This window comes from Variovorax sp. GW821-FHT10B04, assembly GCF_059415645.1.
Genome location: NZ_JBWKNQ010000011.1, coordinates 186,070 through 210,914 on the forward strand (window position 1 = coordinate 186,070; position 24,845 = coordinate 210,914).

General features: G+C 64.8%; 27 protein-coding genes and 1 tRNA gene. 15 read left to right on the forward strand and 13 right to left on the reverse strand.

The genetic code is table 11. From position 1 onward, the window contains the following. The first annotated feature begins 17 nt into the window (after positions 1–17). From rpsE to AC07PZ_RS24480, 11 genes are all read left to right on the forward strand, one after another. On the forward strand, positions 18–536 hold the full coding sequence (rpsE, locus tag AC07PZ_RS24430) for a 30S ribosomal protein S5 (RefSeq protein ID WP_495297739.1): 519 nt from the start codon (positions 18–20) through the stop codon (positions 534–536). 22 nt (positions 537–558) lie between these two features. Beyond that, positions 559–741 carry a 50S ribosomal protein L30 gene (gene rpmD / locus AC07PZ_RS24435; RefSeq protein ID WP_019653974.1) on the forward strand — a complete coding sequence of 61 codons (183 nt, stop codon included), beginning with the start codon at positions 559–561 and terminating at the stop codon, positions 739–741. A gap of 11 nt (positions 742–752) precedes the next feature. Continuing rightward, on the forward strand, positions 753–1,184 hold the full coding sequence (gene rplO / locus AC07PZ_RS24440) for a 50S ribosomal protein L15 (RefSeq protein WP_495297740.1): 432 nt from the start codon (positions 753–755) through the stop codon (positions 1,182–1,184). Between the two features lie 22 nt (positions 1,185–1,206). Beyond that, positions 1,207–2,517 carry a preprotein translocase subunit SecY gene (gene secY, locus AC07PZ_RS24445; protein ID WP_495297741.1) on the forward strand — a complete coding sequence of 437 codons (1,311 nt, stop codon included), beginning with the start codon at positions 1,207–1,209 and terminating at the stop codon, positions 2,515–2,517. Positions 2,518–2,611: 94 nt separating this feature from the next. Then, complete coding sequence (gene rpmJ / locus AC07PZ_RS24450) at positions 2,612–2,725, forward strand: 50S ribosomal protein L36 (RefSeq protein ID WP_013544106.1); 114 nt, start codon at positions 2,612–2,614, stop codon at positions 2,723–2,725. A 23-nt stretch (positions 2,726–2,748) separates the two neighbouring features. Continuing rightward, entirely contained in the window at positions 2,749–3,114 is a 366-nt protein-coding gene (gene rpsM, locus AC07PZ_RS24455; RefSeq protein WP_495297742.1) for a 30S ribosomal protein S13, read from the forward strand. A 12-nt stretch (positions 3,115–3,126) separates the two neighbouring features. Then, positions 3,127–3,531, forward strand: coding sequence for a 30S ribosomal protein S11 (gene rpsK, locus AC07PZ_RS24460; protein ID WP_009124825.1), 405 nt, complete (start codon positions 3,127–3,129; stop codon positions 3,529–3,531). Positions 3,532–3,661: 130 nt separating this feature from the next. Further along, the gene (rpsD, locus tag AC07PZ_RS24465; protein WP_495297743.1) at positions 3,662–4,285 is read left to right on the forward strand and encodes a 30S ribosomal protein S4; all 624 of its coding nucleotides are present in this window, start codon (positions 3,662–3,664) and stop codon (positions 4,283–4,285) included. A gap of 127 nt (positions 4,286–4,412) precedes the next feature. After that, the gene (locus AC07PZ_RS24470; protein WP_495297744.1) at positions 4,413–5,402 is read left to right on the forward strand and encodes a DNA-directed RNA polymerase subunit alpha; all 990 of its coding nucleotides are present in this window, start codon (positions 4,413–4,415) and stop codon (positions 5,400–5,402) included. A gap of 80 nt (positions 5,403–5,482) precedes the next feature. After that, a complete protein-coding gene (rplQ, locus tag AC07PZ_RS24475; protein ID WP_495297745.1) occupies positions 5,483–5,884 on the forward strand; it encodes a 50S ribosomal protein L17 in 402 nt (133 codons plus the stop codon). A gap of 18 nt (positions 5,885–5,902) precedes the next feature. Then, positions 5,903–5,979: transfer RNA gene (locus AC07PZ_RS24480), tRNA-Met, on the forward strand. A gap of 274 nt (positions 5,980–6,253) precedes the next feature. On the opposite strand, the gene AC07PZ_RS24485 is transcribed toward AC07PZ_RS24480, so the two are convergent. The 6 genes from AC07PZ_RS24485 to AC07PZ_RS24510 are packed head-to-tail and all read right to left on the reverse strand — an operon-like array spanning position 6,254 to position 13,138. Continuing rightward, positions 6,254–6,652: a RidA family protein gene (locus AC07PZ_RS24485; RefSeq protein ID WP_495297746.1), complete on the reverse strand. Its 399-nt coding sequence runs from the start codon at positions 6,650–6,652 to the stop codon at positions 6,254–6,256. Then, entirely contained in the window at positions 6,649–8,259 is a 1,611-nt protein-coding gene (locus AC07PZ_RS24490; protein ID WP_495297747.1) for an AMP-binding protein, read from the reverse strand. The genes AC07PZ_RS24485 and AC07PZ_RS24490 overlap by 4 nt, the downstream gene beginning before the upstream one ends. A gap of 3 nt (positions 8,260–8,262) precedes the next feature. Next, positions 8,263–9,456 carry an acyl-CoA dehydrogenase family protein gene (locus AC07PZ_RS24495; protein ID WP_495297748.1) on the reverse strand — a complete coding sequence of 398 codons (1,194 nt, stop codon included), beginning with the start codon at positions 9,454–9,456 and terminating at the stop codon, positions 8,263–8,265. A gap of 3 nt (positions 9,457–9,459) precedes the next feature. Then, complete coding sequence (locus AC07PZ_RS24500; protein WP_495297749.1) at positions 9,460–10,314, reverse strand: enoyl-CoA hydratase family protein; 855 nt, start codon at positions 10,312–10,314, stop codon at positions 9,460–9,462. Beyond that, positions 10,311–10,787 carry a MarR family winged helix-turn-helix transcriptional regulator gene (locus AC07PZ_RS24505; RefSeq protein WP_495297750.1) on the reverse strand — a complete coding sequence of 159 codons (477 nt, stop codon included), beginning with the start codon at positions 10,785–10,787 and terminating at the stop codon, positions 10,311–10,313. The genes AC07PZ_RS24500 and AC07PZ_RS24505 overlap by 4 nt, the downstream gene beginning before the upstream one ends. Next, positions 10,787–13,138, reverse strand: coding sequence for a bifunctional salicylyl-CoA 5-hydroxylase/oxidoreductase (locus AC07PZ_RS24510; protein ID WP_495297751.1), 2,352 nt, complete (start codon positions 13,136–13,138; stop codon positions 10,787–10,789). The genes AC07PZ_RS24505 and AC07PZ_RS24510 overlap by 1 nt, the downstream gene beginning before the upstream one ends. 123 nt (positions 13,139–13,261) lie before the next feature. Between AC07PZ_RS24510 and AC07PZ_RS24515 the strand changes: the two genes are divergently transcribed. Further along, positions 13,262–14,524, forward strand: a complete 1,263-nt coding sequence (locus AC07PZ_RS24515) for a class I SAM-dependent methyltransferase (protein WP_495297752.1) — start codon at positions 13,262–13,264, stop codon at positions 14,522–14,524. Positions 14,525–14,528: 4 nt separating this feature from the next. Then, the gene (locus AC07PZ_RS24520; protein ID WP_495297753.1) at positions 14,529–14,855 is read left to right on the forward strand and encodes a DUF1840 domain-containing protein; all 327 of its coding nucleotides are present in this window, start codon (positions 14,529–14,531) and stop codon (positions 14,853–14,855) included. Between the two features lie 9 nt (positions 14,856–14,864). Here the strand turns inward: AC07PZ_RS24520 and AC07PZ_RS24525 are convergent, their stop codons facing one another. Together AC07PZ_RS24525 and AC07PZ_RS24530 are read right to left on the reverse strand one after the other, a co-directional pair. Continuing rightward, on the reverse strand, positions 14,865–15,881 hold the full coding sequence (locus AC07PZ_RS24525; protein WP_495297754.1) for a Bug family tripartite tricarboxylate transporter substrate binding protein: 1,017 nt from the start codon (positions 15,879–15,881) through the stop codon (positions 14,865–14,867). Positions 15,882–15,999: 118 nt separating this feature from the next. After that, positions 16,000–16,923: a LysR family transcriptional regulator gene (locus tag AC07PZ_RS24530; RefSeq protein ID WP_495297755.1), complete on the reverse strand. Its 924-nt coding sequence runs from the start codon at positions 16,921–16,923 to the stop codon at positions 16,000–16,002. Positions 16,924–17,034: 111 nt separating this feature from the next. Between AC07PZ_RS24530 and AC07PZ_RS24535 the strand changes: the two genes are divergently transcribed. Beyond that, positions 17,035–17,799 carry an SDR family oxidoreductase gene (locus AC07PZ_RS24535; protein ID WP_495297756.1) on the forward strand — a complete coding sequence of 255 codons (765 nt, stop codon included), beginning with the start codon at positions 17,035–17,037 and terminating at the stop codon, positions 17,797–17,799. Between the two features lie 102 nt (positions 17,800–17,901). On the opposite strand, the gene AC07PZ_RS24540 is transcribed toward AC07PZ_RS24535, so the two are convergent. Next, positions 17,902–18,891: a tripartite tricarboxylate transporter substrate-binding protein gene (locus AC07PZ_RS24540; protein ID WP_495297757.1), complete on the reverse strand. Its 990-nt coding sequence runs from the start codon at positions 18,889–18,891 to the stop codon at positions 17,902–17,904. A gap of 209 nt (positions 18,892–19,100) precedes the next feature. Here AC07PZ_RS24540 and AC07PZ_RS24545 point away from each other — a divergent pair, with 209 nt between their 5' ends. Beyond that, complete coding sequence (locus AC07PZ_RS24545) at positions 19,101–20,093, forward strand: SDR family oxidoreductase (RefSeq protein ID WP_495297758.1); 993 nt, start codon at positions 19,101–19,103, stop codon at positions 20,091–20,093. Positions 20,094–20,136: 43 nt separating this feature from the next. Here the strand turns inward: AC07PZ_RS24545 and AC07PZ_RS24550 are convergent, their stop codons facing one another. From AC07PZ_RS24550 to AC07PZ_RS24565, 4 genes are all read right to left on the reverse strand, one after another. After that, on the reverse strand, positions 20,137–21,381 hold the full coding sequence (locus AC07PZ_RS24550; protein WP_495297759.1) for a phenylacetate--CoA ligase family protein: 1,245 nt from the start codon (positions 21,379–21,381) through the stop codon (positions 20,137–20,139). A gap of 31 nt (positions 21,382–21,412) precedes the next feature. Continuing rightward, positions 21,413–22,225: an ABC transporter ATP-binding protein gene (locus tag AC07PZ_RS24555; RefSeq protein WP_495297760.1), complete on the reverse strand. Its 813-nt coding sequence runs from the start codon at positions 22,223–22,225 to the stop codon at positions 21,413–21,415. A gap of 187 nt (positions 22,226–22,412) precedes the next feature. Then, complete coding sequence (locus AC07PZ_RS24560; RefSeq protein WP_495297792.1) at positions 22,413–23,690, reverse strand: ABC transporter substrate-binding protein; 1,278 nt, start codon at positions 23,688–23,690, stop codon at positions 22,413–22,415. Between the two features lie 82 nt (positions 23,691–23,772). Beyond that, a complete protein-coding gene (locus AC07PZ_RS24565) occupies positions 23,773–24,837 on the reverse strand; it encodes a branched-chain amino acid ABC transporter permease (protein ID WP_495297761.1) in 1,065 nt (354 codons plus the stop codon). Positions 24,838–24,845: the final 8 nt, after the last annotated feature.

Sequence of the window (24,845 nt, forward strand, 5' to 3'; positions counted from 1 at the left end):
CGGACACGAGATTCAAAATGGCAAAGATTCAAGCAAGAACGCAGAACGAAGGCCCTGAAGACGGTTTGCGCGAGAAGATGATCGCGATCAACCGCGTCACCAAGGTGGTGAAGGGTGGTCGTATTCTCGGTTTCGCGGCACTCACCGTCGTCGGTGATGGCGATGGCAAGGTTGGCATGGGCAAGGGCAAGTCGAAAGAAGTGCCGGCAGCCGTGCAGAAGGCCATGGAAGAAGCGCGTCGCAACCTGTTCAAGATCTCGATCAAGAACGGCACGCTGCATCACGCGGTGAAGGGTCATCATGGCGCCTCGTCGGTGGTCATGTACCCGGCTCCCAAGGGTACCGGCATCATTGCTGGCGGCCCGATGCGCGCCGTGTTCGAAGTCCTGGGTATCACCGACATCGTGGCCAAGAGCCATGGTTCTTCGAATCCCTACAACATGGTTCGCGCCACGCTCGACGGTCTGAAGAATTCGACGACTGCTTCCGCTGTCGCTTCCAAGCGCGGCCTCACCGTCGAAGAGCTGTTCGCGTAAGCGCAATACGGAAAGTATTCAAATGACGCAACAACAAACCCTCAAGGTGCAGCTCGTGAAGAGCCCCATCGGCACCAAGGAATCGCATCGTGCGACCGTGCGTGGCCTGGGCCTGCGCAAGCTCAACAGCGTGAGCGAGCTGCAGGACACGCCCGCAGTGCGCGGCATGATTAACAAGATCAGTTATCTGGTCAAAGTTCTGTAAGAGAGACTGATATGGAACTCAATGGCATCAAGCCAGCCGCAGGCGCCAAGCACGCCAAGCGTCGCGTTGGCCGTGGTATCGGTTCGGGCATCGGCAAGACCGCGGGTCGTGGTCACAAGGGTCAGAAGTCGCGCGCAGGTGGTTTCCACAAGGTGGGCTTCGAAGGCGGTCAAATGCCTCTGCAACGGCGCCTGCCGAAGCGTGGCTTCAAGTCGCAAACCCTGAAGTACAACGCCGAAGTCACGCTGACCGCACTCGAAGTGCTCGGTTTGGCTGAAGTGGATCTGCTGGCGCTCAAGCAAGCTGGGCTCGTGGGTCAGATCGCCAAGGTCGTCAAGATCATCAAGACTGGTGAATTGACCAAGGCCGTCAAGCTGACGGGCATCGGTGCGACTGCCGCTGCCAAGGCTGCAATCGAAGCAGTCGGCGGCAGCGTTGCCTAAGACCGGACGAAAGTAGTTCTTCGTGGCAACCAACGCGGCAACGCTCGCAAAGACAGGCAAGTTCGGCGACCTGCGTCGTCGGCTGGTCTTTCTGCTGCTCGCTCTCGTGGTGTATCGGATCGGGGCGCATATCCCCGTGCCGGGCATCAACCCGGATCAGCTGGCACAGCTGTTCCAGGGACAGCAAGGCGGCATCCTGAGCCTGTTCAACATGTTCTCGGGCGGTGCGCTGTCGCGCTTCACCGTGTTCGCGCTCGGCATCATGCCGTACATCTCTGCATCGATCATCATGCAGCTGATGACGTACGTGGTTCCGACCTTCGAGCAGATGAAGAAGGAAGGCGAGTCCGGACGACGCAAGATCACTCAGTACACGCGTTATGGCGCGTTGGCACTGGCGCTGTTCCAGTCGTTCAGCATCGCGGTGGCCCTGGAGTCGTCGGCAGGTCTGGTTATTTCGCCTGGTTTCGGTTTCCGTCTCACGGCAATGGTCAGCCTCACGGCTGGCTCGATGTTCCTGATGTGGTTGGGTGAGCAGATCACCGAACGCGGTCTTGGCAACGGCATCTCCATCCTGATCTTCTCGGGTATTGCGGCTGGTCTGCCCAACGCGATCGGCGGTTTGCTGGAGCTCGTCCGCACTGGTGCAATGAACGTGCTGGTTGCACTGTTCATCGTGGCAGTGGTCGTGCTCGTGACCTACTTCGTCGTGTTCGTTGAGCGTGGCCAGCGCAAGATCCTTGTGAACTATGCGCGGCGGCAAGTCGGCAACAAGGTGTACGGCGGTCAGTCGTCGCATCTGCCACTCAAGCTGAACATGGCCGGTGTCATTCCGCCGATCTTCGCGTCATCGATCATCCTGCTGCCGGCAACGCTCGTTGGCTGGCTGAGCACGGGCGAAAGCATGCGCTGGGTCAAGGACATTGCCGGTGCGCTCACACCCGGACAGCCGATCTATGTGATGCTCTACGCCACGGCGATCGTGTTCTTCTGCTTCTTCTATACGGCGCTCGTGTTCAACAGCCGCGAAACGGCCGACAACTTGAAGAAGAGCGGTGCATTCATTCCGGGCATCCGCCCGGGTGATCAGACCGCGCGCTATATCGACAAGATCCTGGTTCGTCTGACGCTGGCTGGCGCGGTGTACATCACCTTTGTTTGCCTGCTGCCGGAGTTCCTGATCCTCAAGTACAACGTGCCGTTCTATTTCGGTGGAACGTCGTTGCTGATCATCGTTGTCGTCACGATGGACTTCATGGCCCAAGTGCAGAACTACATGATGTCGCAGCAGTACGAGTCGTTGCTCAAAAAGGCCAACTTCAAGACCTCCTAGAGGTCTGGAAGATTCGAAAGTAGACGCCGAAAGGCGGACGCGCATTGTGTTTCAGGCGATCGTTCGCCGCGTTGAAAAAGTTTAGGAGAATGAAATGAGAGTTTCGGCTTCGGTCAAAACCATTTGTCGCAATTGCAAGGTCATTCGCCGCAAGGGTGTTGTGCGCGTGATCTGTACCGACCCGCGCCACAAGCAGCGCCAGGGTTGATCAAAGAGATTTAGAGGACGCACATGGCACGTATTGCTGGCATCAACATTCCGCCGCACAAGCACGCTGAGATCGGCCTGACCGCCATCTTCGGTATCGGTCGCACCCGCGCCCGTCAAATCTGCGAAGCGAGCGGCATCGAGTATTCGAAGAAGATCAAGGACCTGACGGACACCGATCTCGAAAAGATCCGCGACCAGATCGCGCTGTTCACGATCGAAGGCGACCTGCGTCGCGAAACGACGATGAACATCAAGCGCCTGATGGACATCGGTTGCTATCGCGGCTTCCGTCATCGCCGCGGTCTGCCGATGCGCGGTCAGCGCACGCGCACCAACGCCCGCACCCGCAAGGGTCCGCGCAAGGCCGCGCAGTCCCTGAAGAAGTAAGGATAAAACAGCATGGCTAAAGCTCCTGCCAATAACGCCGCACAGCGCGTTCGCAAGAAGGTTCGCAAGAACGTTGCGGACGGTATTGCTCACGTGCACGCCTCGTTCAACAACACGATCATCACGATCACGGACCGCCAGGGCAATGCTCTGTCGTGGGCTTCGTCGGGTGGCCAAGGCTTCAAGGGCTCGCGCAAGTCGACGCCGTTCGCTGCCCAGGTTGCTTCCGAAGTTGCTGGTCGCGCTGCTGTCGAACAAGGCATCAAGAACCTCGACGTCGAGATCAAGGGCCCCGGCCCAGGTCGTGAATCGTCGGTGCGCGCCCTGGCCGCACTGGGCATTCGCATCAACTCGATCGCCGACGTGACCCCGGTGCCGCACAACGGTTGCCGTCCTCAGAAGCGTCGTCGCATCTAAGCGTGCGATGCAACGCGCAGTCCGCTTCACAGCGGCTGCGCATTTTTGCTTTTCAACAAGCCCACCGCCGTCGGCACGCCGCCAACGGCTCCCGCAGAGTCTGCGGTAGATGACATAAAAGGAAGCTCAAGTGGCACGCTATCTCGGCCCCAAGGCCAAACTCTCCCGCCGTGAAGGCACCGACCTGTTCCTGAAGAGTGCTCGTCGCTCGATCCAGGACAAGTCGAAGTTCGATTCCAAGCCAGGCCAGCACGGCCGTACTTCGGGCCAACGCACGTCGGACTTCGGTCTGCAGCTGCGTGAAAAGCAGAAGGTCAAGCGCATGTACGGCGTGCTCGAAAAGCAGTTCCGCCGTTACTTCGAAGAAGCCGATCGCCGCCGTGGCAACACCGGCGCGAACCTGCTGTCGCTGCTCGAGTCCCGTCTGGACAACGTGGTGTACCGCATGGGCTTCGGTTCGACCCGCGCCGAAGCACGCCAGCTCGTGTCGCACAAGGCGATCACGGTCAACGGCCGATCGGTGAACATCCCGTCGTACCTGGTGAAGACCGGCGACGTGATCGCCGTGCGCGACAAGTCGAAGAAGCAAACCCGCGTGGCCGAAGCGCTGCAACTGGCGGCCCAAGTCGGCATGCCGGCATGGGTCGAAGTCAATGCCGACAAGGCTGAAGGTACCTTCAAGAAGGTGCCGGATCGCGACGAATTCGCTGCCGACATCAACGAGTCGTTGATCGTCGAACTGTATTCGCGTTGATCCCCTGCTCGCGCCTCTGGCGCGAGTTGTTTTTGTTGTTCCCGTTCCTGGCGCGCCCTGCACGTGCGCCGGGCGCTTCACCAGCCTTACCGGTGTAACGAACCGGGGGTATTGAGAGGAAGTCTGCATGCAAACCACCCTGCTGAAACCCAAGACCATCCAGGTCGAGCAACTCGCGGCCAACAAGGCCAAGGTCACGCTCGAGCCTTTCGAGCGCGGCTACGGTCATACGCTCGGCAACGCACTGCGTCGCGTGCTGCTGTCGTCGATGGTCGGTTATTCGGCCACCGAAGTCACGATCGCAGGCGTGCTCCACGAGTATTCGTCGATCGACGGCGTTCAGGAAGACGTCGTCAACATCCTGTTGAACCTCAAGGGTGTGGTGTTCAAGCTCCACAACCGCGATGAAGTCACGCTGAGCCTGCGCAAGGACGGCGAAGGTCCGGTTACCGCTTCCGACATCCAGACGCCGCATGACGTCGAAATCATCAACCCAGATCACGTGATCGCGCACCTGTCGCAAGGCGGCAAGCTCGACATGCAGATCAAGGTTGAAAAGGGTCGCGGCTACGTGCCCGGCACGATGCGTCGCTACGCTGATGAACCGACCAAGTCGATCGGCCGGATCGTGCTCGACGCATCCTTCTCGCCCGTCAAGCGCGTGAGTTACACCGTCGAAAGCGCTCGTGTCGAGCAGCGTACGGACCTGGACAAGCTGCTGATCGAGATCGAGACCAATGGCGCGATCACGGCAGAAGATGCCGTGCGCGCGTCGGCTAAAATCCTGGTCGAGCAACTGGCTGTGTTTGCGCAGCTCGAAGGCGGCGAACTCGCTGCATTCGATGCACCGGCACCGCGCAGCGCCCAGCAGTTCGATCCGATCCTGCTGCGTCCGGTCGATGAACTCGAACTCACGGTGCGTTCTGCGAACTGCCTGAAGGCCGAGAACATCTACTACATCGGCGACCTGATTCAGCGTACCGAGAATGAGCTGCTGAAGACGCCTAACCTGGGTCGCAAGTCGCTCAACGAAATCAAGGAAGTGCTCGCTTCGCGCGGCCTCACCCTGGGTATGAAGCTCGAAAGCTGGCCACCGGCCGGCCTCGATCGCCGTTAATTTTTCAAAGGCCTCTCAGGCCAGTGCACCGGGCAGTACCTGATACGGCTGCCTGTTTTATAAAGTAAAGGAAAAGCACCATGCGTCACGGACACGGACTCCGCAAACTCAACCGCACCAGCTCGCACCGCCTTGCGATGCTGCAAAACATGATGAATTCGCTCATCGAGCATGAAGTCATCAAGACCACGGTCCCCAAGGCCAAGGAACTGCGCCGCGTCATCGAGCCGATGATCACCCTGGCCAAGAAGCCCACCGTCGCCAACAAGCGTCTGGCTTTCGACCGCCTGCGTGATCGCGACAGCGTCGTGAAGCTGTTCAACGATCTGGGCCCGCGCTTTGCGGCACGTCCAGGCGGCTACACCCGCATCCTGAAGATGGGTTTCCGTGTGGGCGACAATGCCCCGATGGCGCTCGTCGAGCTGGTCGACCGTGCTGAGGAAAAAGAAGTTTCGGAAGATTCGCAAAGCGCTTCGGAATAAGCTATAATTTAAGTCTGCCGCGCGATGGAGCAGCCTGGTAGCTCGTTGGGCTCATAACCCAAAGGTCGCAAGTTCAAATCTTGCTCGCGCAACCAAATCGGAAAGCCTCTTTGAGAAATCAAAGAGGCTTTTTCTATTTCCGAATCGCTTTTCCAAAAAAGCAAAAAGCACGCAACTGCGAAGTTGGTTGTACTGGTTGAATTCGCTGAAAAGTGCTGGAGTTTGAAGTCTCGCTGGCAGCACGACGAGTAAGCCCGGACAAGAATCGGGGACGCGCCCCAAAGACCCCAGCCGTGCCCGGGCAGCCGGGATCCCGAGCGGACGAGAGTCGGCCAAGCGACACAAGGCGTGCCGCGGCCCTGGGGAAGCCTAATCAGGCAAGACGGCCGTGACCTCGATCTCCACCTTCGCACGCGCCTCGACCAGCGCGGCCACCTGCACGCAGGTCATGGCCGGAAAGTTTCGGCCCATTGCTTCCCGATACACCGGCCCGAGTTCGGCGAGCCGGCTGTTGTATTCGTCGCGATCCGTGATGTACCAGGTCATCCGGACCATATGCTCCGGGCCGGCACCGGCTTCACGCAGCACCTCGACGATGTTGCGCAGGGCCTGTCCAGTCTGTTCGATGAAATCGTCCGATTCGAACTGCTGTTGTCCGTTCCAGCCGATCTGGCCGCCAACGAAGATCTGTGTACCGCGTGCCGCGATTCCGTTGGCATAACCTTTGGGCGGAAGCCAGCCGGCCGGTTGCAGGAGTTTGTTCATCATGATGTCTGTCTGAGTCTGAATCGCTGGAGTTTGCCGGTCTCGGTGCGAGGAAGCACCGCCACGAACTCGATCTCTCGCGGGTATTTGTAAGGTGCGATGGTTGCCTTCACATGATCCTGGAGGGCCTTGACCAACGCAGCGTCGCCATCCGTGCCCGGCTTGAGCACGCAGTAGGCCTTGACGATCATGCCTCGATCGTCGTCGGGCTTGCCGATCACGCCGCATTCGGCCACGGCCGGGTGCTGCAGCAGCGCATCCTCGACCTCGGGGCCGCCGACGTTGTAGCCGGCCGTGATGATCATGTCGTCGGCGCGTGCCTGATAGAAGAAATAGCCGTCATCGTCCTGCGTGAACGAATCGCCCGGGTAGTTCCAGCCGTCCTTCACATAGTCCTTCTGGCGAACGTCGTCGAAATAGCGGCATCCGACCGGGCCGATCAGTGCGAGCCGTCCGATGGTGCCGCGCGGTACCTCGTTGCCGTCCTTGTCGACGACCTTGGCCGTGAAGCCAGGCACGGCCTTGCCGATCGCGCCACGTCGCACTTCATGGCCGGCTGCGGAAATGTAGATGTGGAACACCTCGGTGCCGCCGATGCCGTCGAGCATCTCGATGCCGGTGGCGTCCTTCCAGAGTTGGCGCGTCGCATCGGGCAGCGCCTCGCCGGCGCTCACTGTGATGCGCAGCGTGCGCAGGCCGTGTTGCTTCGCGAAGGGCGCCATCTGGCGATAGAAAGTCGGTGCGGTGTAGCAGATGGTGGCGCCGACCTCGTTGATCAGCTTGACCATGCCTTCGGGTGTGTAAGGCACGTCCGGGTAGTAGATCGATGATCCGGCCCACATCGGGTAGATCAGCAGGCCGCCCAACCCGAAGGTGAAGGCCAGAGGCGGCGAGCCGAGCACGATGTCGTCCGGCGTCGCCTTCAGGATGTGGCGCGGCCAGGTCTCGCACATCGCGAGCACGTCGCGGTGCGTGGTGGCGGGGGCCTTCGGTTTGCCGGTCGTGCCGGACGTGAAGGCGAGCAGGGCGATGTCGTCGGCTGCGGTCGGGCAGGCGGGGAAGTGTCCGCTCTTGGTGGCCGCGCGTGCTTCCAACGAATCGGGCGCGTCCGAGCGGAACGGGACGATCGTGTGCAGCGACGGAAAGGCCTGCTGTGCCAGCTGCATCTCTTCGAGCAGACGGCCTTCGCACAGCGCAACCGCCGGGCGCGATTTGTCGATGATGTCGCCCAGCTCGCGCGCGCGCAGCAATGGCATCGTGGCCACGGCGATCAGTCCGGCCTTGACGACCGCCAGCCAGCCGAGCGCCATCGGAATCGAATTGCCGCCGCGCAGCAGTACGCGATTGCCCGGCACCAGGCCGAGGTCTTCCGTCAGCACCTGTGCGATCCGGTTGACTTCCAGCGCGGCTTCCGCATAGGTCAGCGTGCGGTTCGGCGAGCGCAGCATCGGCCGGTCGCCGAAGCCCTTGGCGGCCGCCTTGTCGAGCAGTTCCTCGACCAGGTTCAGTTGATCGGGCAGCTGAAGTTCCGGCAGGTCATACCGGAAGATCGGCAACTGGTCGGCGGGCGGCAGCCCGTCGTGGACGAATCGGTCGATTTGCGCGCTCAAGATCTACCCCCGCAGAACGGATTTGCCAATGATCAATTGCTGGACTTCGGTCGCGCCTTCATAGATGCGCAGCGCCCGGATGTCGCGATACAGACTTTCAACTTTCGTGCCCACCTGTACGCCGAGCCCGCCGTGCATCTGCAGTGCCATGTCGATCACGCGCTGCGCGTTCTCGGTCGCTGCCATCTTGGCCATCGCGGCGGCGGCGGTGAGGTCGCTCGACGGCTTGCCGCTGCGTTCGGCCTCGTCGCGCATCCACGCCGCGCGGTAGGTGAGCAGCGCTGCGCCGTCGACCAGCGCGGCCATGTCGCCGAGCTTGGCTTGCGTCAGCTGGAAATCCGCCAGCGTGTGGCCGAACATGCGACGACGCTGCGCATGGGCAATCGCTTCCGCGAGCGCGCGGCGTGCCATGCCGAGCGCGGCCGCGGCGACCGATGCGCGGAAGATGTCGAGCGTGCGCATCGCCAGCTTGAAGCCGCCGTTCAGCTCGCCGAGTTGCGCCGTGCGCGGCACCACACAGTTGTCGAAACGCAGCGTGGCGAGCGGATGCGGCGCCATCACCTCGATGTGCGCCGAGGTGTCCAGGCCGGGCGTCGTCGCGTCGACGATGAAGGCCGTGATGCCGCGCGTGCCGGCGGTCGGCTCGGTCTTGGCGAAGACGCAGTAGAAGTCGGCGATGCCGCCGTTGCTGATCCAGGTCTTCTGGCCGTCGAGCCGCCAGCCGTCGGCGGTGGGCACGGCCGTCATGGCCATCGCACCGACATCGGAGCCTGCGTCCGGCTCGCTGAGCGCGAAGGCTGCGAGCTTGTCGCCCTTGGCCACGGCGCGCAAGTAGGTCGTCTGTTGATCGGCGCTGCCAGCCAATGTGATGGCTCCACTGCCCAGGCCTTGCATCGCGAAGGCGAAGTCGGCCAGCGGCGAATGGAAGCCGAGCGTCTCGCGCAGCAGAACGAGCGCCCGCGAGTCCAGCCGTTCGAGCGCACCGCCGGACGCGCCCGGCACGCAGTAGCGCAGCCAGCCGCCGTCGCCCAGGCGCCGAACCCAGTCGCGGCAGGCGGCGCGATCGTCGCGTTCGTCAACCTCCTGCGCTGCGGCCCAGGGCAGCAGGCCGTCGGTCAGTTCGCGGTGTGCATCGTCGAAGAAAGGCAACGCGAGGTGCGCGGTCGACGGCACGAGGGTAGTGGGACCGGAACTCATCCTTCAGTCCCCGCCGAACACGGGCTTCTGCTTGGCCGCGAAGGCTTCGTAGGCGCGTGTGAAGTCGGCCGTCTGCATGCAGATCGCTTGCGCCTGCGCTTCGGCCTCGATCGCCTGCTCGATGGTCATCGACCATTCCTGCGACAGCATCGTCTTGGTCATGCCGTGTGCGAAGGTCGGGCCGGCCACCAGGTCGCGCGCGACGGACGTCGCCGCGGCGAGCAACGCATCGCCTTCGTGCAGCGCGTTGAAGAAACCCCAGGAGAGGCCTTCCTGCGCGCTCATCGCGCGGCCGGTGAACAGCAGTTCCGACGCGCGGCCCTGGCCGATCATGCGGGGCAGCAGGGCGCAAGCGCCCATGTCGGCGCCGGCCAGGCCGACGCGGGTGAACAAGAACGCCGTGCGCGTGGACGGGCTGCCGTAGCGCATGTCGCAGGCCAACGCGATCATCGCGCCGGCGCCGGCGCAGATGCCGTCGATGGCGCCGATGACAGGCTGCGGGCACTGCCGGATCGCCTTCACCAGATCGCCGGTCATGCGGGTGAACTCGAGCATCTCCGGCATGCTCATCTTCGTCAGCGGTCCGATGATTTCGTGCACGTCGCCGCCCGAGCAGAAGTTGCCGCCGGCGCCGGTGATGACGATGGCCTTCACGTCGGTCGCGTAGTGCAGCGCGCGGAACAGGTCGCGCAGTTCTGCATACGACTCGAAGGTCAGCGGGTTCTTGCGCTCGGGCCGGTTCAGCGTGATGGTGCCGACGCCTTCGTCGTACGACCAGCTGAAATGCCGGGCCACGTAGCCTGCCTTGGCTTCGAATTGCGCGTGCATGGGGTTGCCTGCGCCGATGTAGTGCTTCATGCTGTCTCCAGGGTGTTGTGCTGAGCGTGCTGCTTGACCTTGCCAAGCAGCTTGTGCAGTTGCGCGATCTCGCGCGCATTGAGGCCTGCGAAGGCTTCGACGATCCAGGCTTCGTGCTGTTGCGCCATCTCGTGGAACAGTTTGCGTCCGCGGGCCGTGAGGCGGACGCGCCAGGCGCGCCGGTCGCCCTCGACGTTCACGCGTTCGACCAGTTCCTCGGTCACCAACTGGTCGGTGATGCCGGTGACGTTGCCGCCGGTCACCATCATCCGGCGCGAGAGTTCGTTCATCTTCAGGCCCTCGGGCGAACGCTCGAGCTGCGAGAGCAGGTCGAAGCGCGGCAGCGTGGTCGCGAACTGCTCGCGCAGGCTGTTGCGCACATCCTTCTCGATCAGCTGAGTGCAGGTCAGCAGCCGCAACCAGAGCCGCAGCTCGTCGGGGTGTTCGCTGTGCGCGCGTGCTTCGAGGTCCATCAGGTCTCCGATTCTTCGTTCCGGGCCGCGGTCGCGGCCATCTGTTGCTGCTTGGCGATCTCGCGGTACATCTGGTCGCGTCCGGCGATGTACTGCCGGGGCCATTCGACGTACCGGCTCTGCAGCTTGGCCGCCTCGTGCAGCGTCCAGGCCGGATCGGCCAGGTGCGGGCGCGCGACAGCGCAGAGGTCGGCGCGGCCGGCCGCGATGATGCTGTTGGCCTGGTCCGCGTCGGTGATCGCGCCGACGGCGATGGTCGCGATGCCGACCTCGTTGCGGATGCGGTCGGCGAACGGCGTCTGGTACATGCGGCCGTACACCGGTTTGGCGGCACGCGTGGTCTGGCCTGAAGACACGTCGATGAAGTCGCAGCCGGCCGCCTTGAACAGCCTTGCGATCGCCACTGCGTCGTCGTCCGTGTTGCCGCCGGGGGCCCAGTCGTGCGCCGAGATGCGCACGCTCATCGGGCGATCGGCCGGCCAGGCGGCGCGCATCGCGTCGAACACCTCCAGCGGATAGCGCGCGCGGCCGTCGATGTCGCCGCCGTAGTCGTCGCTGCGCAGGTTGGTCAGCGGACTCAGGAAGGACGCGAGCACGTAGCCGTGCGCGCAGTGCAGTTCGAGCCAGTCGAAGCCTGCTTCGGCCGCGCGCCGCGTCGATGCGACGAACTGCTCGCGCAACCGGTCCATGTCGGCCCGTGTCATGGCTGCGGGCGTCTGGTTCTGTTCGCCGTAGGCCAGTGCGCTGGCGGCGAGCAGCGGCCAGTTGCCCGTCGGCAGCGGCTCGTCCGTGCCTTCCCAGCCCACCTGCGTCGAGCCCTTCGGCCCGCTGTGGCCGAGCTGGATGCCGATCTTCGCGCTGCTCTGCGCATGAACGAAGTCGACGATGCGCTTGAAGGCCTGGCCCTGCGCATCGGTGTAGAGGCCGGGGCAGCCCGGCGTGATCCGGCCTTCCGGCGTCGGGCTCGTCATCTCGACGAACACCAGTGCCGCGCCGCCGAGCGCGCGTGCGCCAAGGTGCACCAGATGGAAGTCCTGCGGCACGCCGTCGACCGCGCTGTAGGTCGCCATCGGCGAGACCACGATGCGGTTCTTGAGCTGGAGGCCGCGCACCTGCAAGGGCATCAGCATCGGCGGGATGGCCTTCTTGCCGCCGGCCAGCCAGCGCTCGAAACCGCCCAGCCAGGCCGCGTCGCGCAGACGCAGGTTCTCGTGGCTGATGCGCTGGCTGCGCGTGAGCATCGAATAGGCGAACTGCTCGATCTCCATGCCGGTGTAGCGCGAGACGTTCTCGAACCACTCGGTGGAATTGCGCGCAGCGTTCTGGATCTTCAGCACTTCGACGCTGCGCCGTGCTTCGTAGCCGGTCAGCACTTCGTCGATTTCGCCGCCCTTGCCGAATTCATCGGCCAGGTCGATCGCGTCTTCCAGCGCGAGCTTGGTGCCCGAGCCGATCGAGAAATGTGCGGTGTGTGCCGCGTCGCCCATCAGCACGACCGGCACGGTCTTGCCGTCGATCTCGACGCGATGCGTCCAGTGCTTGCAGACCACGCGCGGGAAGCGGATCCAGTTGGCCGAGCCGCGCAGGTGCGATGCGTTGCTGATCAGCGCGTGGCCGCCCAGGTACCTGGCGAAGAGCTTTTCGCAGAACGCCACGGCTTCGTGCTGTTCCATCGCGTCGAGGCCATGCGCCTTCCAGACCTCTTCGGGTGTCTCGACGATGAAGGTGGAAGTGTCCTCGTCGAACTGGTAGGCATGCGCCTGGAACCAGCCGTGCTCGGTCTGTTCGAAGGCGAAGGTGAAGGCGTCGAAGGTCTGGTGCGTGCCGAGCCAGACGAAGCGGCATTTGCGCAGGTCGATGTCGGGCTGGTAAACATCCGCATAGCGTTCGCGGATGCGGCTGTTCAGGCCGTCGCTGGCGATCACGAGATCGGCGTCGTACTGCGCGGCCAGGGCCTGGTCGTCGGTGACGTTGGTCTCGAACACCAGGTTCACACCCAGTGCGATGCAGCGTTCCTGCAGGATGTTCAGCAGCCGCTTGCGGCCGATGCCGCAGAAGCCGTGACCGCCCGAGCGCACCTGCTTGTCCTTGTAGAACACCTGAATGTCGTCCCAATGGTGGAACGACTCGCCGATCAGCCCGGCCGTGCCGGATTCGGCCGCGGCCAGGTTGGCGAGCGTCTGGTCGCTCAGCACCACACCCCAGCCGAAAGTGTCGAACGGCCGGTTGCGTTCGACCACCGTGATCTCGAGTTGCGGATGCCTTGCCTTCATGAGCAAGGCGAAGTAGAGCCCCGCAGGACCACCACCGATACAGAGGATGCGCTGAAGCTTGGACGCGAGGTTATTCATGAATAAATAGTTTAGGCATAAACATTCTGGTGTCAATGGGCATGGGGTTATCCGAAGGGGGCGGTTGACGAGTCTTTTTTCGCTCGCAAAAATCCGAATTCCCCAAAGGTTTATATTGACAACATGTCCAGCCTGATCCCGAAAATCGAGTCCCAACTGGCAACATTGCCTGTCCCTATTGCCCTTCAGCTACCGGACGGTCGGCGCGTCGCCCAGCCGAATTCCCGGGTGACCCTCGCTTTCACCGAGTGGTCCGCGCTGGCCAAGTTGGCGGCCCGGCAGGTGGGCACCATCGGCGAGGCCTATGTCGAAGGACGCGTCCAGATCGAAGGTGCGATGCGCGACATCATCGATGCCACGGTCGGCTTGCTGCCGGAGAACCCGGCCGAGGCGCGGCCCGGTTTCTGGGGCCGCTTCATGACGCACGCGAAGTCGCGTGGCCTGCACACCCTGCGCAAGGACGCCGCGCAGATCCAGTTCCATTACGACGTATCGGACGATTTCTACGCGCTGTGGCTCGACCCGCGCCGCGTCTATTCGTGCGCCTACTACCGCGAGGACGGCATGACGCTGGCCCAGGCGCAGGAAGCGAAGATCGACCACATCTGCCGCAAGCTCAATCTGCAGCCGGGTGAGCGCCTGCTCGACATCGGCTCCGGCTGGGGCGGGCTGCTGCTCTGGGCCGCCGAGCATTACGGCGTCGATGCGACCGGCATCACGCTGTCGAAGAACCAGCATGCGCACGTCACGAAGCTGATCGCCGAGAAGGGCCTGCAGGACCGCGTGCGCGTCGAACTGCGCGACTACCGCGAGCTCGACGTGGCGCAGCCCTTCGACAAGATCTCGTCGGTCGGCATGTTCGAGCACGTCGGCAGCGCCAACATGCCGGTGTACTTCAACAAGATCTACTCGCTGCTGAAGCCGGGCGGGCTGGTGCTGAACCACGGCATCACCTCGGGCCGACTCGACTATCAGCAGTTGGGCGCCGGCATGGGCGACTTCATCGAGAAATACATCTTCCCGGGCGGCGAGCTGCTGCACGTCACCCATGTGCTGCGTGAGACCGCGGCGTCCGGCCTGGAGATGGTCGACACGGAAAGCCTGCGTCCGCACTACGCGCGCACGCTGTGGGCCTGGTCGGACGCGCTCGAGGCGCAACTCGACGAGGCACGTGCGGTTCTCACGCGCAGCAGCAACGCCGAACAGGCCGAGCGGGTGCTGCGTGCGTACCGCCTTTACCTGGCGGGTTCGGCGATGAGCTTCGAGCAGGGCTGGATCTCGCTGCACCAGATGCTGTCGACGCGCCCCGACGGCAAGGTGGCGGCCCGCTCCCTGCGGGGCGCGCAATCGGTGTACCCTTTCACCCGGGACTACATCTACAAATAATCCAATGCTCTATCGATTCAAATCGCAAGCCACTGCCGACGTCGTCATGCTCGAGACCAACGCGCGGCAACTGTTCAACATCATCGGCAAGCCGGTGGCACCTGAAGGCGTCATCACGCTGGAGCAGATGCCGGCCGCGCTGTCGGCACTGGAAACCGCCATCGGCCAGGAAGCTTCCGTCAGCCCGCACAACCATGATGCGTATGCGGTGGAAGATCACGACACCAAGGCCGAACGCGAGCATGTCGGCCTGCACCAGCGCGCCGCGCCGCTGATCGAGATGATCAAGCGGTCGCTCGAAGACCAAAAGGCGATCGTCTGGACCGTTTGACCAGGCGCTTCAATCCACCGTGGCGCCAGAGTCCTTCACGACCTTGGCCCATTTGGTGTGCTCGCTGTCGATGAGCTTCACGAATTCGGCAGGCGTGTTGCCACTGGGAATCGCGCCCTGGGCCATCAGTTTCTCCTTCATGGCTGGCGTGCCGAGCGACTTCGCCACCTCCTGCTGAATGCGGTTGACGATCTCCGGCGAGGTGCCGGCGGGCGCCAGCAGGCCGAACCATGAACTGGCTTCGAAGCCTTTCAGCGCCGGGCCGCCGGCCTCTTCGACCGTCGGTACATCCGGCAGTGCCGGCGAACGCTGCGCGCTGGTCACGGCCAGCGCAACCAGCTTGCCGCCCTTGATCTGCTGCATCGACGACGGCAGGTTGTCGAACATCACGTCGGCGTTGCCAGCCACCATGTCGAGCAGCGCCGGCCCCGATCCCCGGTACGGAATGTGGGTCATGAAACTGCCCGTCATGCTCTTGAAGAGTTCGCCTGCCAGATGGATCGACGTGCCGCTGCCGCTGGACGCCATGTTCAGCTTGCCCGGATGCGTCTTGGCATAGGCCACGAAGTCGGCCACGTTGCGGATGCCGAGCGCCTTGGCCTTCTCGGTGTTCATCTCCATCACGTTCGGCACGGCCGCCACCAGCGTGATCGGCACGAAATCCTTGATCGGGTCGAAGGGCAGCTTCGGATACAGCGCCCGGTTGATGCCGTGCGTGCCGACCGTGCCCATCAGCAGCGTATAGCCGTCGTTGGGCGCCTTCGCCACGATGTCCGTGCCCACGTTGCCGCCGGCGCCGGCGCGGTTGTCGACGATGAACTGCTGCCCGAAGGCTTTCGACAGTTCGGGCGCCATGGCGCGTGCCAGGATGTCGGTGGTGCCGCCGGCCGCAAAGGGCACGACGATGCGCACCGGTTTGGTCGGCCAGCCGGTGTCGGCGGCCGCAACGCCTGCCAGCAGCAGCAGGGACGCCGCCGCGCCGGCGGCGAGCGCGCTGCGCCGGCTGCGGTGGATGTGTTGGGTCATGGTGTGTCTCCGTTTTTTGCAGAGACCGTTGTACAGGCGCCGTGCCCGCTTTTCCGCCGGTAGTAACCCCGGTGGCACGGTGGCCGGCGCGCCGGCCAGAGCACTTCGGCCGCGTTCCTCAGCGCCCGTCGACCATTGCCGCAAAGCCGTCCGAGCGAAAGCGCTCCACCACGAAGTCCACGAAAGCACGCGTCTTGGCCGGCAGCAGCTTCTTGCTCGGGTAGTAGAGCGACAGCGCCCCCGCATCCGCGTACCAGCCCGGCAGCAACCGAACGAGCGCGCCGCTTTGCAGCGCGGGCGCCGCGAAGGGCATCGGCAGCAGCGCCACGCCCAGGTCCATCAGCGCCGCCTGGCGTTGCGCCTCGGGGTCGCTGAAGATCGCGCGCGGCCGAAACTCGACCGTGCCTTCCTGGCCGCGTGCATTGCGCAGCGTCCAGACGTGCACGCGGCCGGTCGGTGACGAACGTCGCGCGATGCCCTCGAGCGCAGCCAGGTCCGCCGGCCGCTTCGGCGTCGCGCGGCCTTCCATGTAGTGCGGCGATGCGACCGCGACCACGTGCACCCGTGCCAGCTCGCGCGCCACCACGCCGGGCGTGAGCACGATGCCGCCACCGATCGCCGCGTCGAAGCCTTCGCCGACAAGGTCGATCTGCCGGTTGTCGAAATGCCAGTCGGGCAGTACCTTGGGGCAACGGGCCAGGAAGTCGCCGAGCATCGGCACCAGATAAGCGCGCCCGAAGGCCTGGCCCATGCTGACCTTCAGCGTTCCGGCCGGCTGGCCGTCGTCCTTGTCGACACCGGCCACCGCGTCCTGCAGCGTCGCGAGTGCACCGCCCACCTGCTGCAGGAAGCGCTCGCCGGCTTCGGTGAGCGTCAGGCGCCGTGTGCTGCGCTGGAACAGCCGCACGCCGAGCCGCGCCTCCAGCCGTGCCACGTTCTTGCTCACGGCCGCAGGCGTCAGGCCCAGCCGCCGCGCCGCGGCGGAAAAGCTGCCGCCCTCGGCGCTCTGGACGAAGGATTCGAGGTGATTGAGCGGTTCCATGCACTCTATTTTCAACCATGAGTTGAATCTGATTGACGGAATTCATGGCTACCGGAGAAGCAATGAAAAACCGAGACTGGAGGCCTTCAACAAGCAACCAAGGACTTCCACATGACCACCGCTTCCACTCTTCTCCCCACCGTTCTGACCGGCAAGATCGCCTTCGTGACCGGCGGTTCGCGCGGCATCGGCGCCGCCATCGTGCGTCGCCTCGCGCAGGACGGCGCCACCGTCGCCTTCAGCTACAGCAGCTCCGGCGAAGCGGCCGATGCGCTGGTGCGCAGCATCGAGGCCGAAGGCGGACGTGCGCTCGCCCTGCGCATCGACAGCGCCGATGCCGCCGCGTTGCGTGCCGGCATCGACGACGTGGCGCGCCGCTTCGGTCGGCTCGACATCCTGGTCAACAACGCGGGCGTGCTGCGGCTCGGCGGCATCGGCGACTTCTCGCTGGCCGACTTCGACCAGACCGTGGCGGTCAACATCCGCGCCGTGTTCGTGGCCACCCAGGCCGCCGTGGCGCACATGGGCGAGGGCGGCCGTGTGATCAACATCGGCAGCACCAACGCCGAGCGCATGCCCTTCGCCGGCGGCAGCGTCTACGCGATGAGCAAGTCCGCGCTGCAAGGGCTGGTGCAGGGCCTGTCGCGCGACCTCGGCCCGCGCGGCATCACGGTCAACAACGTGCAGCCGGGTCCGGTCGACACCGAGATGAATCCCGCCGACGGCCCCAACGCCGAGGGCTTGCGTTCGCTGATGGCACTGCCACGCTTCGGCCGCGCCGAAGAGATCGCCGGCATGGTCGCCTACCTCGCGAGTCCGCTGGCGGGCTTCGTTACCGGCGCGAACCTGACGATCGATGGCGGCTTCGCGGCTTGAGGCTGCGCTCCGTGCCGGCTGCCACGGCCGGCCGAAAGCAAAAAGGCCGCCGGCACCGAAGTGCGGCGGCCTTGGCCGTTATTCAGGCGACGGTACGGCGGATCAGTCCGCGTACACGCCCGCTGCCTTGATCACCGGACCGAAGCGCGCGACTTCGGACATCACGAACTTCTTGTGTTCGGCAGGTTCGACGCGCTTGTCGTTGACGATCACCGCGCCCAGGCCTTCTTCCTTGGTGATGAATTCCGGGTCCTTCAGCGCGACCTTCAGTGCGTCGTTGAGCGCCTTCAGCACCGGTGCCGGCGTGCCCTTGGGCGCGTACAGGCCGTGCCAGATCGTGACCTGGAAGTTCTTCAGGCCCGACTCGTCGAGCGTCGGCAGGTCCTTCAGCGCCGGCGTGGTCAGGCGTTTCAGCGTGGTCACGCCATAGGCCTTGACCTTCTTGGCCTCGATCTGGCTCGTGGTGTTGGTGGTCTGGTCGCACAGGATGTCGATCTGGCCGCCCAGCAGGTCGGCGATGGCCGGTGCCGTGCCCTTGTACGGCACCGTCGTCATTTCAGCCTTCAGTTCGTTCTGGAACAGCAGGCCGCACAGGTGCGAGGCGGAGCCGATGCCGGCATTGCCCAGGTTCACCTTGCCCGGATTCTTGGCGATCCAGCTGCGCAGTTCGCCGAAGTTCTTGGCTTCGAGCTGCGGCTTGCCGATCAGCGTCATCGGCACGTCGTTGATCATGCCCAGGTACTCGAAGTCGGTCTCGTAGTTGTAGGGCAGCTTGCGGTAGAGCACCGGCGTGGTGGCCATGCCCACGTGGGTGACCAGCAGCGTGTAGCCGTCGGGCTTGGCGCGCGCGACCTTGGCATTGCCGATGGTGCTGCCGGCGCCGGCCGCGTTGTCGATCACGATGCTGACGCCGCCCAGCGGCTTGCGCAGCGCTTCGGCCAGGTCGCGTGCCACGCGGTCGGTCGGGCCGCCGGCTGCGAAGGGGACGACGATGGTGATCACCTTGTCCTTGCCGGGAAAGTCTTCCGCCTGTGCGGTATGCGCGGTCAATGTGGCCACGGCAACAGCCGTGAGCGCAAGCAGCTTCTTCATGGTCTCGTCCTGGTTGCAAAAGTTACAAAACCGGAAATCTTAGGGGCTGACCGCCAACTGACCCAGCTTGGAAACCCTTAGTAAAAACCCTCGAAAACAGAGGGGTTCGGAGGCCGCGTTTCGGGCGATCGGCATCGGTGTTGGACGACAGGCCCCGGGCCGGGCGTTGGCTAGCGTGGACACGTCATCCATCTGCACAGGAGCTTTCCGTGGCCCGTTCCAGCCCCTCGCGCAACGCCGACGGCAGCGCACTCGCACAGACGCATCGCGCGATCCAGCGCGGTCAAAAAACCAGGGACCAAGCCGCACCGGCCAAGAAGAGTACGAAGGCGGTGCAGGCCGGCGCACGCGTGCAGCCCAGCCGGCAGACCGGCGAGCAGCAGAAGAAACCGGGCCGCGAAGCCGACATGAAGCTGCGGCCCCGCTACAACGCGCCGGGCTACCAGGGCAGCGGCAAGCTGGCCGGCATGAGCGCGATCGTGACGGGCGGGGATTCCGGCATCGGCCGTGCGGTCGCCGTGCTGTTCGCGCGCGAAGGCGCCGACGTCGCCGTCGTCTACCTGAACGAGCACGCCGATGCCGAAGAGACCCGGGCCGCGGTCGAGGCCGAAGGCCGGCGCTGCCTGCTGATCCCGGGCGACGTGCGGCGCGCGGCCTTTTGCCAGCGTGCTGTCGAGAAAGCCGTCAAGACCTTCGGCCGGCTCGACGTGCTGGTCAACAACGCCGCCTTCCAGATGCATGCCGAGTCGCTGGAGGACATCAGCGACGAGCGCATCGACCTCACGCTGCAGACCAACATCGGCGGCTACATGCGCATGGCGCGCGCCGCGTTGCCGCATCTGCCGGCGGGCGGCTCGATCATCAACACGGGCTCGCGCACCGGGCTGCAGGGCAGCCGCAACCTGATCGACTATTCGGCGACCAAGGGCGCGATCCACGCGTTCACCAAGGCGCTGGCGCTCAACGTGATCGACCGCGGCATCCGCGTGAATGCGGTTGCGCCCGGCCCGGTGTGGACGCCGCTGAATCCGGCCGACAAGACCGCCTCCGACGTGAAGAAGTTCGGCAAGGAGACGGACTTCAAGCGCGTTGCGCAGCCCGAGGAGCTGTCGCCGGCCTATGTGTTCCTGGCTTCGCCGGTCTGCGCGGGCTACATCACCGGCATCGTGCTGCCCGTCACCGGCAGCGTTGCCGCGATCTGAGCGTCGACGCTGCCGCCTCCGACGGCGTGGCGGGCGCGGCCCGCTACTTGTAGCTGCGTGCGTCCTCGATCACCTTGCCGTCGTTCGGCAAGCCACCGAGCGGCACGAAGGTGATGGCGCAGCGCAGCTTGGTCACTTCGCGCACGGCGTCCGCGATGCGCGTGGCCAGGGCTTCGTCGGCTGCAGCCTCGACGTGCAGCGTCATGCGGTCGTCCGCCATCTCGCCTTCGACCACCAGCCGTGCGCGCGCTGCTTCCGGAAAGCGCTTGAGCACCGTGGCGACCTGCCCCGGATGCACGAACATGCCGCGCACCTTGGTCGTCTGGTCGGCACGTCCGAGCCAGCCGCGGATGCGCGTGTTGGTGCGGCCGGTGGGGCAGGCGCCGGGCAGCACGGCCGACAGATCGCCCGTGCCGAAACGCACCAGCGGATAGTCGCGGTTGAAGGTGGTCACGACCACTTCACCGACCTCGCCTTCCGGCACCGGGTCGCCGGTGCCGGGGCGCACGATCTCCAGCAGCACGCCCTCGTCGAGCACCAGCCCCTCGCGCGCCTGCGTCTCGTAGGCGATCAGGCCCACGTCGGCGGTCGCATAGCACTGCATGCCCTGCACGCCGCGCTCGGCCAGCCAGTCGCGCAGGCTGGGCGGGAAGGCTTCGCCCGAGAGCAGCGCCTTGGTGAGACTCGGCAGTGCGAGGTTCGCCGCCGCCGCCTTCTCCATCAGGATGCGCAGGAAGCTCGGCGTGCCGACGTAGCCGTTCGGCCGCAGTTCCAGCATGGCCTCGAGTTGCTGCTCGGTCTGGCCGGTGCCGCCGGGGAACACGGTGCAGCCCAGCGCATGCGCGCCGCTTTCGAGGATCGTGCCGGCCGGTGTCAGGTGGTAGCTGAAGCTGTTGTGCACCAGCTCGCCCGCGCGAAAGCCCGCGGCATGCAGCGCCCGCGCGGTGCGCCAGTAGTCGCGGCCCGCGCCTTCGGGCTCGTAGATGGTGCCGGGGCTGGCGTAGATGCGCGGCATGGCCGAGCCGCGGCCGATCGCGCTGAAGCCGCCGAACGGGTCGCTCGCGCGCAGCCGTTTCTGGCGTTCCAGCAGGTCGGTCTTGCGCGTGACGGGCAGCTTCGACAGCGCCTCGCGTGTCGCAACGGTGCCGCAGTCGATGCCTGCGAGGACCTCGGCGAAGGCCGGTGCGGCGGACTGCGCGTGCCGAAGCTGGCGCGGCAAGGCCACCATCAGTGCAGCTTCGCGTTCGGCGGGTGCGCGCAGTTCGAGCGCGTCGTAGTGGTCGGACATGCCGTTGCTCCCTTGTTGTGCCTTGTCGGCTTCAGGCCAGCCAGCGCTTGCGCCGCTTGTAGCTCTTCACGTCGCGGAAGCTCTTGCGGTCGGCGCCGCCGACGCCCAGGTAGAACTCCTTGACGTCCTCGTTCTCGCGCAGGCTCTTCGCTTCGCCGTCCATCACGATGCGGCCGTTCTCGAGGATGTAGCCGTAGTCGGCGAAGCGCAGTGCCATGCTGGTGTTCTGCTCGGCGAGCAGGAAGGTCACGCGCTCCTTCTCGTTCAGGTCCTTCACGATCGCGAAGACCTCCTCGACGATCTGCGGCGCCAGGCCCATCGACGGCTCGTCGAGCAGCACCATGCTCGGGTTGGCCATCAGCGCGCGGCCGATGGCGCACATCTGCTGTTCGCCGCCGGAGGTGTAGGCCGCCTGCGAGCCGCGGCGCGTCTTCAACCGCGGGAAGTAGGCGTAGACCTTCTCCAGCGTCTGCGCCACGGCGGCCTTGCCGTCGGTGCGCGTGTAGGCGCCGGTCATGAGGTTGTCCTCGATCGTCAGGTGCGCGAAGCAGTGGCGGCCTTCCATCACCTGCACCAGGCCGCGCTGCACCAGCGCCGAGGGCGTGAGCGCCTCGATGCGCTCGCCGCGCAGCTCGATCGTGCCCTTGGTCACCGCGCCGCGTTCGCCGGCGAGCAGGTTGCTCACGGCGCGCAGCGTGGTCGTCTTGCCGGCGCCGTTGCCGCCGAGCAGCGCGACGATGCCGCCTTCGGGCACCGTCAGCGACACGCCCTTGAGCACCAGGATCACGTGGTTGTAGATGACCTCGATGCCGTTGACGTTGAGGAGGATGTTGGGTTCGCTCATGGTGTGGTCCGAAGCATGTGAAAGGCCGTGGCCTGCGCCCGCCTTTCACATGCCGGCTCTTGCGAGCCGACAGCGGTCGCTACGCGCTCCCTTCGGGAAACACCGCGGGACCGGCTTTGCCGGGTCGCTGGTGCTGCCCCCGGTGAGGGGGTTGGCGAAGCGACACGAAGTGCGCGAAGACTGGGGTTCAGCAGGCCCTTGGCTTGATGTTCTTGTCCTTCGCGTACTTCTCCGCGTATTCCTTCACCAGCGGGTCGATGAAGCTCTTGTCGGACTGGTACCAGTCGGACTTGATCTCCCACTTGGCGCCGTCCCACTGGACGATGCGTGCCCAGTCGTCACCCATGTGGTTGCTGCACGAGGTCTTGACCGGCCGCATGATCTCGCCGAAGCCCAGCGCCTTCAGCTTGTCGGCCGTGAGGTTCAGGTTCTCGAAGCCCCAACGCACCTGCTCGGGCGTCATCGCCTTGCCCTTGCCGTACTTCTCCTGCGCGGCGCGGATCGCCTCGACCTGCAGCATCGAGATCATCATTCCGCGGGTGTGGGCCAGCGAGCCGACGCTCTCGGCCGGGCCGGTGCCCTGGCCCTTGTCGTAGACGATCTTCTTCAGGTCGTCCTGGACCTTGTCCTTGGCCGCGCTGTTGTGGATGGTGATCGCGTTGTAGCCCTTGGCGCCGGTGCCGATGTCCTTCACGTCATGGTCGGAGCCGGCCCACCAGATCGCGTAGATCTTCTCGCGCGGATAGCCGCTGGCCTGCGCCTCGCGGATGCCGGCGGGCGTCATCACGCCGGCCGACCAGAACAGCACGTAGTCCGGCTTCTGCTGGCGGATCTGCAGCCAGGTCGACTTCTGCTCCACGCCGGGTGGCGTGACCGGGAACAGCGACAGTTCGAAGCCCTGCGCGGCGGCGCGCTTCTGCAGCAGCGTGATCGGCTCCTTGCCATAGGGCGAGTCGTGGTAGACCAGCGCGATCTTCTTGCCCTTGAGGTTGCCTTTTTCCTTCTTCGCGATGTCCTGCATCATCACGTCGGCAGCCGTCCAGTAGGTGCCCAGCAGCGGGAAGTTCCACTCGAACACCGTGCCGTCGGCCGATTGCGACAGGCCGTAGCCGGGCGTCTCGACCACGACCTTGTCGACGAAGGCCTTGTCGGTCACCGCGAAGGTGATGCCGGTCGACTGCGTGTCGAAGCCCGATGCGCCGGTGCCCTTGGTCTTCAGGCGCTCGTAGCACTCCACGCCCTTGGCCGCGTCGTACGCGGTCTCGCATTCCTCGTAGGTCAGCTTGACGCCGTTGACGCCGCCGTCGCGCGCGTTCACCAGCTTCAGGTAGTCCTGCTTGCCGTCGGCCCATGGAATGCCCAGCGGCGCGAACTGGCCGGTGCGGTAGACCAGCAGCGGCACGAACTGCTCGGCCGGCTGCGCCGTGGCGACGGACGCACCGCCCACCAGAGATGCCACAGCCATGGCTGCGGCGACGATCTGCATTCTGAGTTTCATTCTCTTGTCTCCTAGTTGGTCAGGTCACGGGAAGCGAATGGGGAGGTCTTCAGTGTGGGAAGGGCCACAGGCGCAGCTTCTGTCGGGCGGTGGACCACAGCCGCGCCAGGCCGTGCGGCTCGACGATCAGGAAGAACACGATCAGCGCGCCGAAGATCATGTGTTCCAGGTGCGACGCGGTGGCCGTCGAGATCGACAGGCCGAGCCAATGCGGCACGTAGTTCAGCAGCAGCGGCAGCAGCACGATGAAGGCGGCGCCGAAGAAGCAGCCGGCGATCGAGCCGAGCCCGCCGATGATGATCATGAACAGCAGCTGGAACGACTTGTCGATGCCGAAGGCCGCGGGCTCCCAGGCGCCCAGGTGCACGAAGCCCCACAGCGCGCCCGCCACGCCGACGATGAAGCTGCTGACCGCGAAGGCCGTGAGCTTGGCGTACACCGGGCGGATGCCGATGACGGCCGCGGCCACGTCCATGTCGCGCATCGCCATCCATTCGCGGCCGATCGCGCCGCGCACCAGGTTCTTCGCAAGGAAGCCGAAGACCACCACGAAGCACAGGCACAGCAGGTACTTCTGCACCGGCGTGCTGAACTCGTAGCCCAGCATCTGCAGCACGCGCACGCCGACCGAGCCGGAGGGCGAGTCGTTGGTGACCCACTTCACGCGGTTGGTGAACCAGTCGATGAAGAACTGCGCGGCCAGCGTCGCCACCGCCAGGTACAACCCGCGGATGCGCAGGCTCGGAATGCCGAACAGCACGCCCAGCACCGTGGCTGCGAGTCCGCCGCCGAGGATCGACAGGATGAGCGGCATGCCCTCGATGCGCGCCTGCAGGTTGTAGGCCGCATAGGCGCCCACCGCCATGAAGGCGCCGGTCCCGAGCGAGATCTGGCCGCAGTAGCCGACCAGCACGTTCAGGCCGATGGCCGCCAGCGCGAGGATCAGGAAGGGGATCAGCACCGCGCGGAAGGTGTAGTCGCTGACCAGCATCGGCACCGCGACGAAGCAGATCGCCGCCAGCGCGAGCATGGCCCAGCGGTCCTGCGCGATCGGGAACAGCGCCAGGTCGGCCCGATAGCTGCTCTTGAATTGACCGTTTTCTCTGTAGAACATGGTGTCGA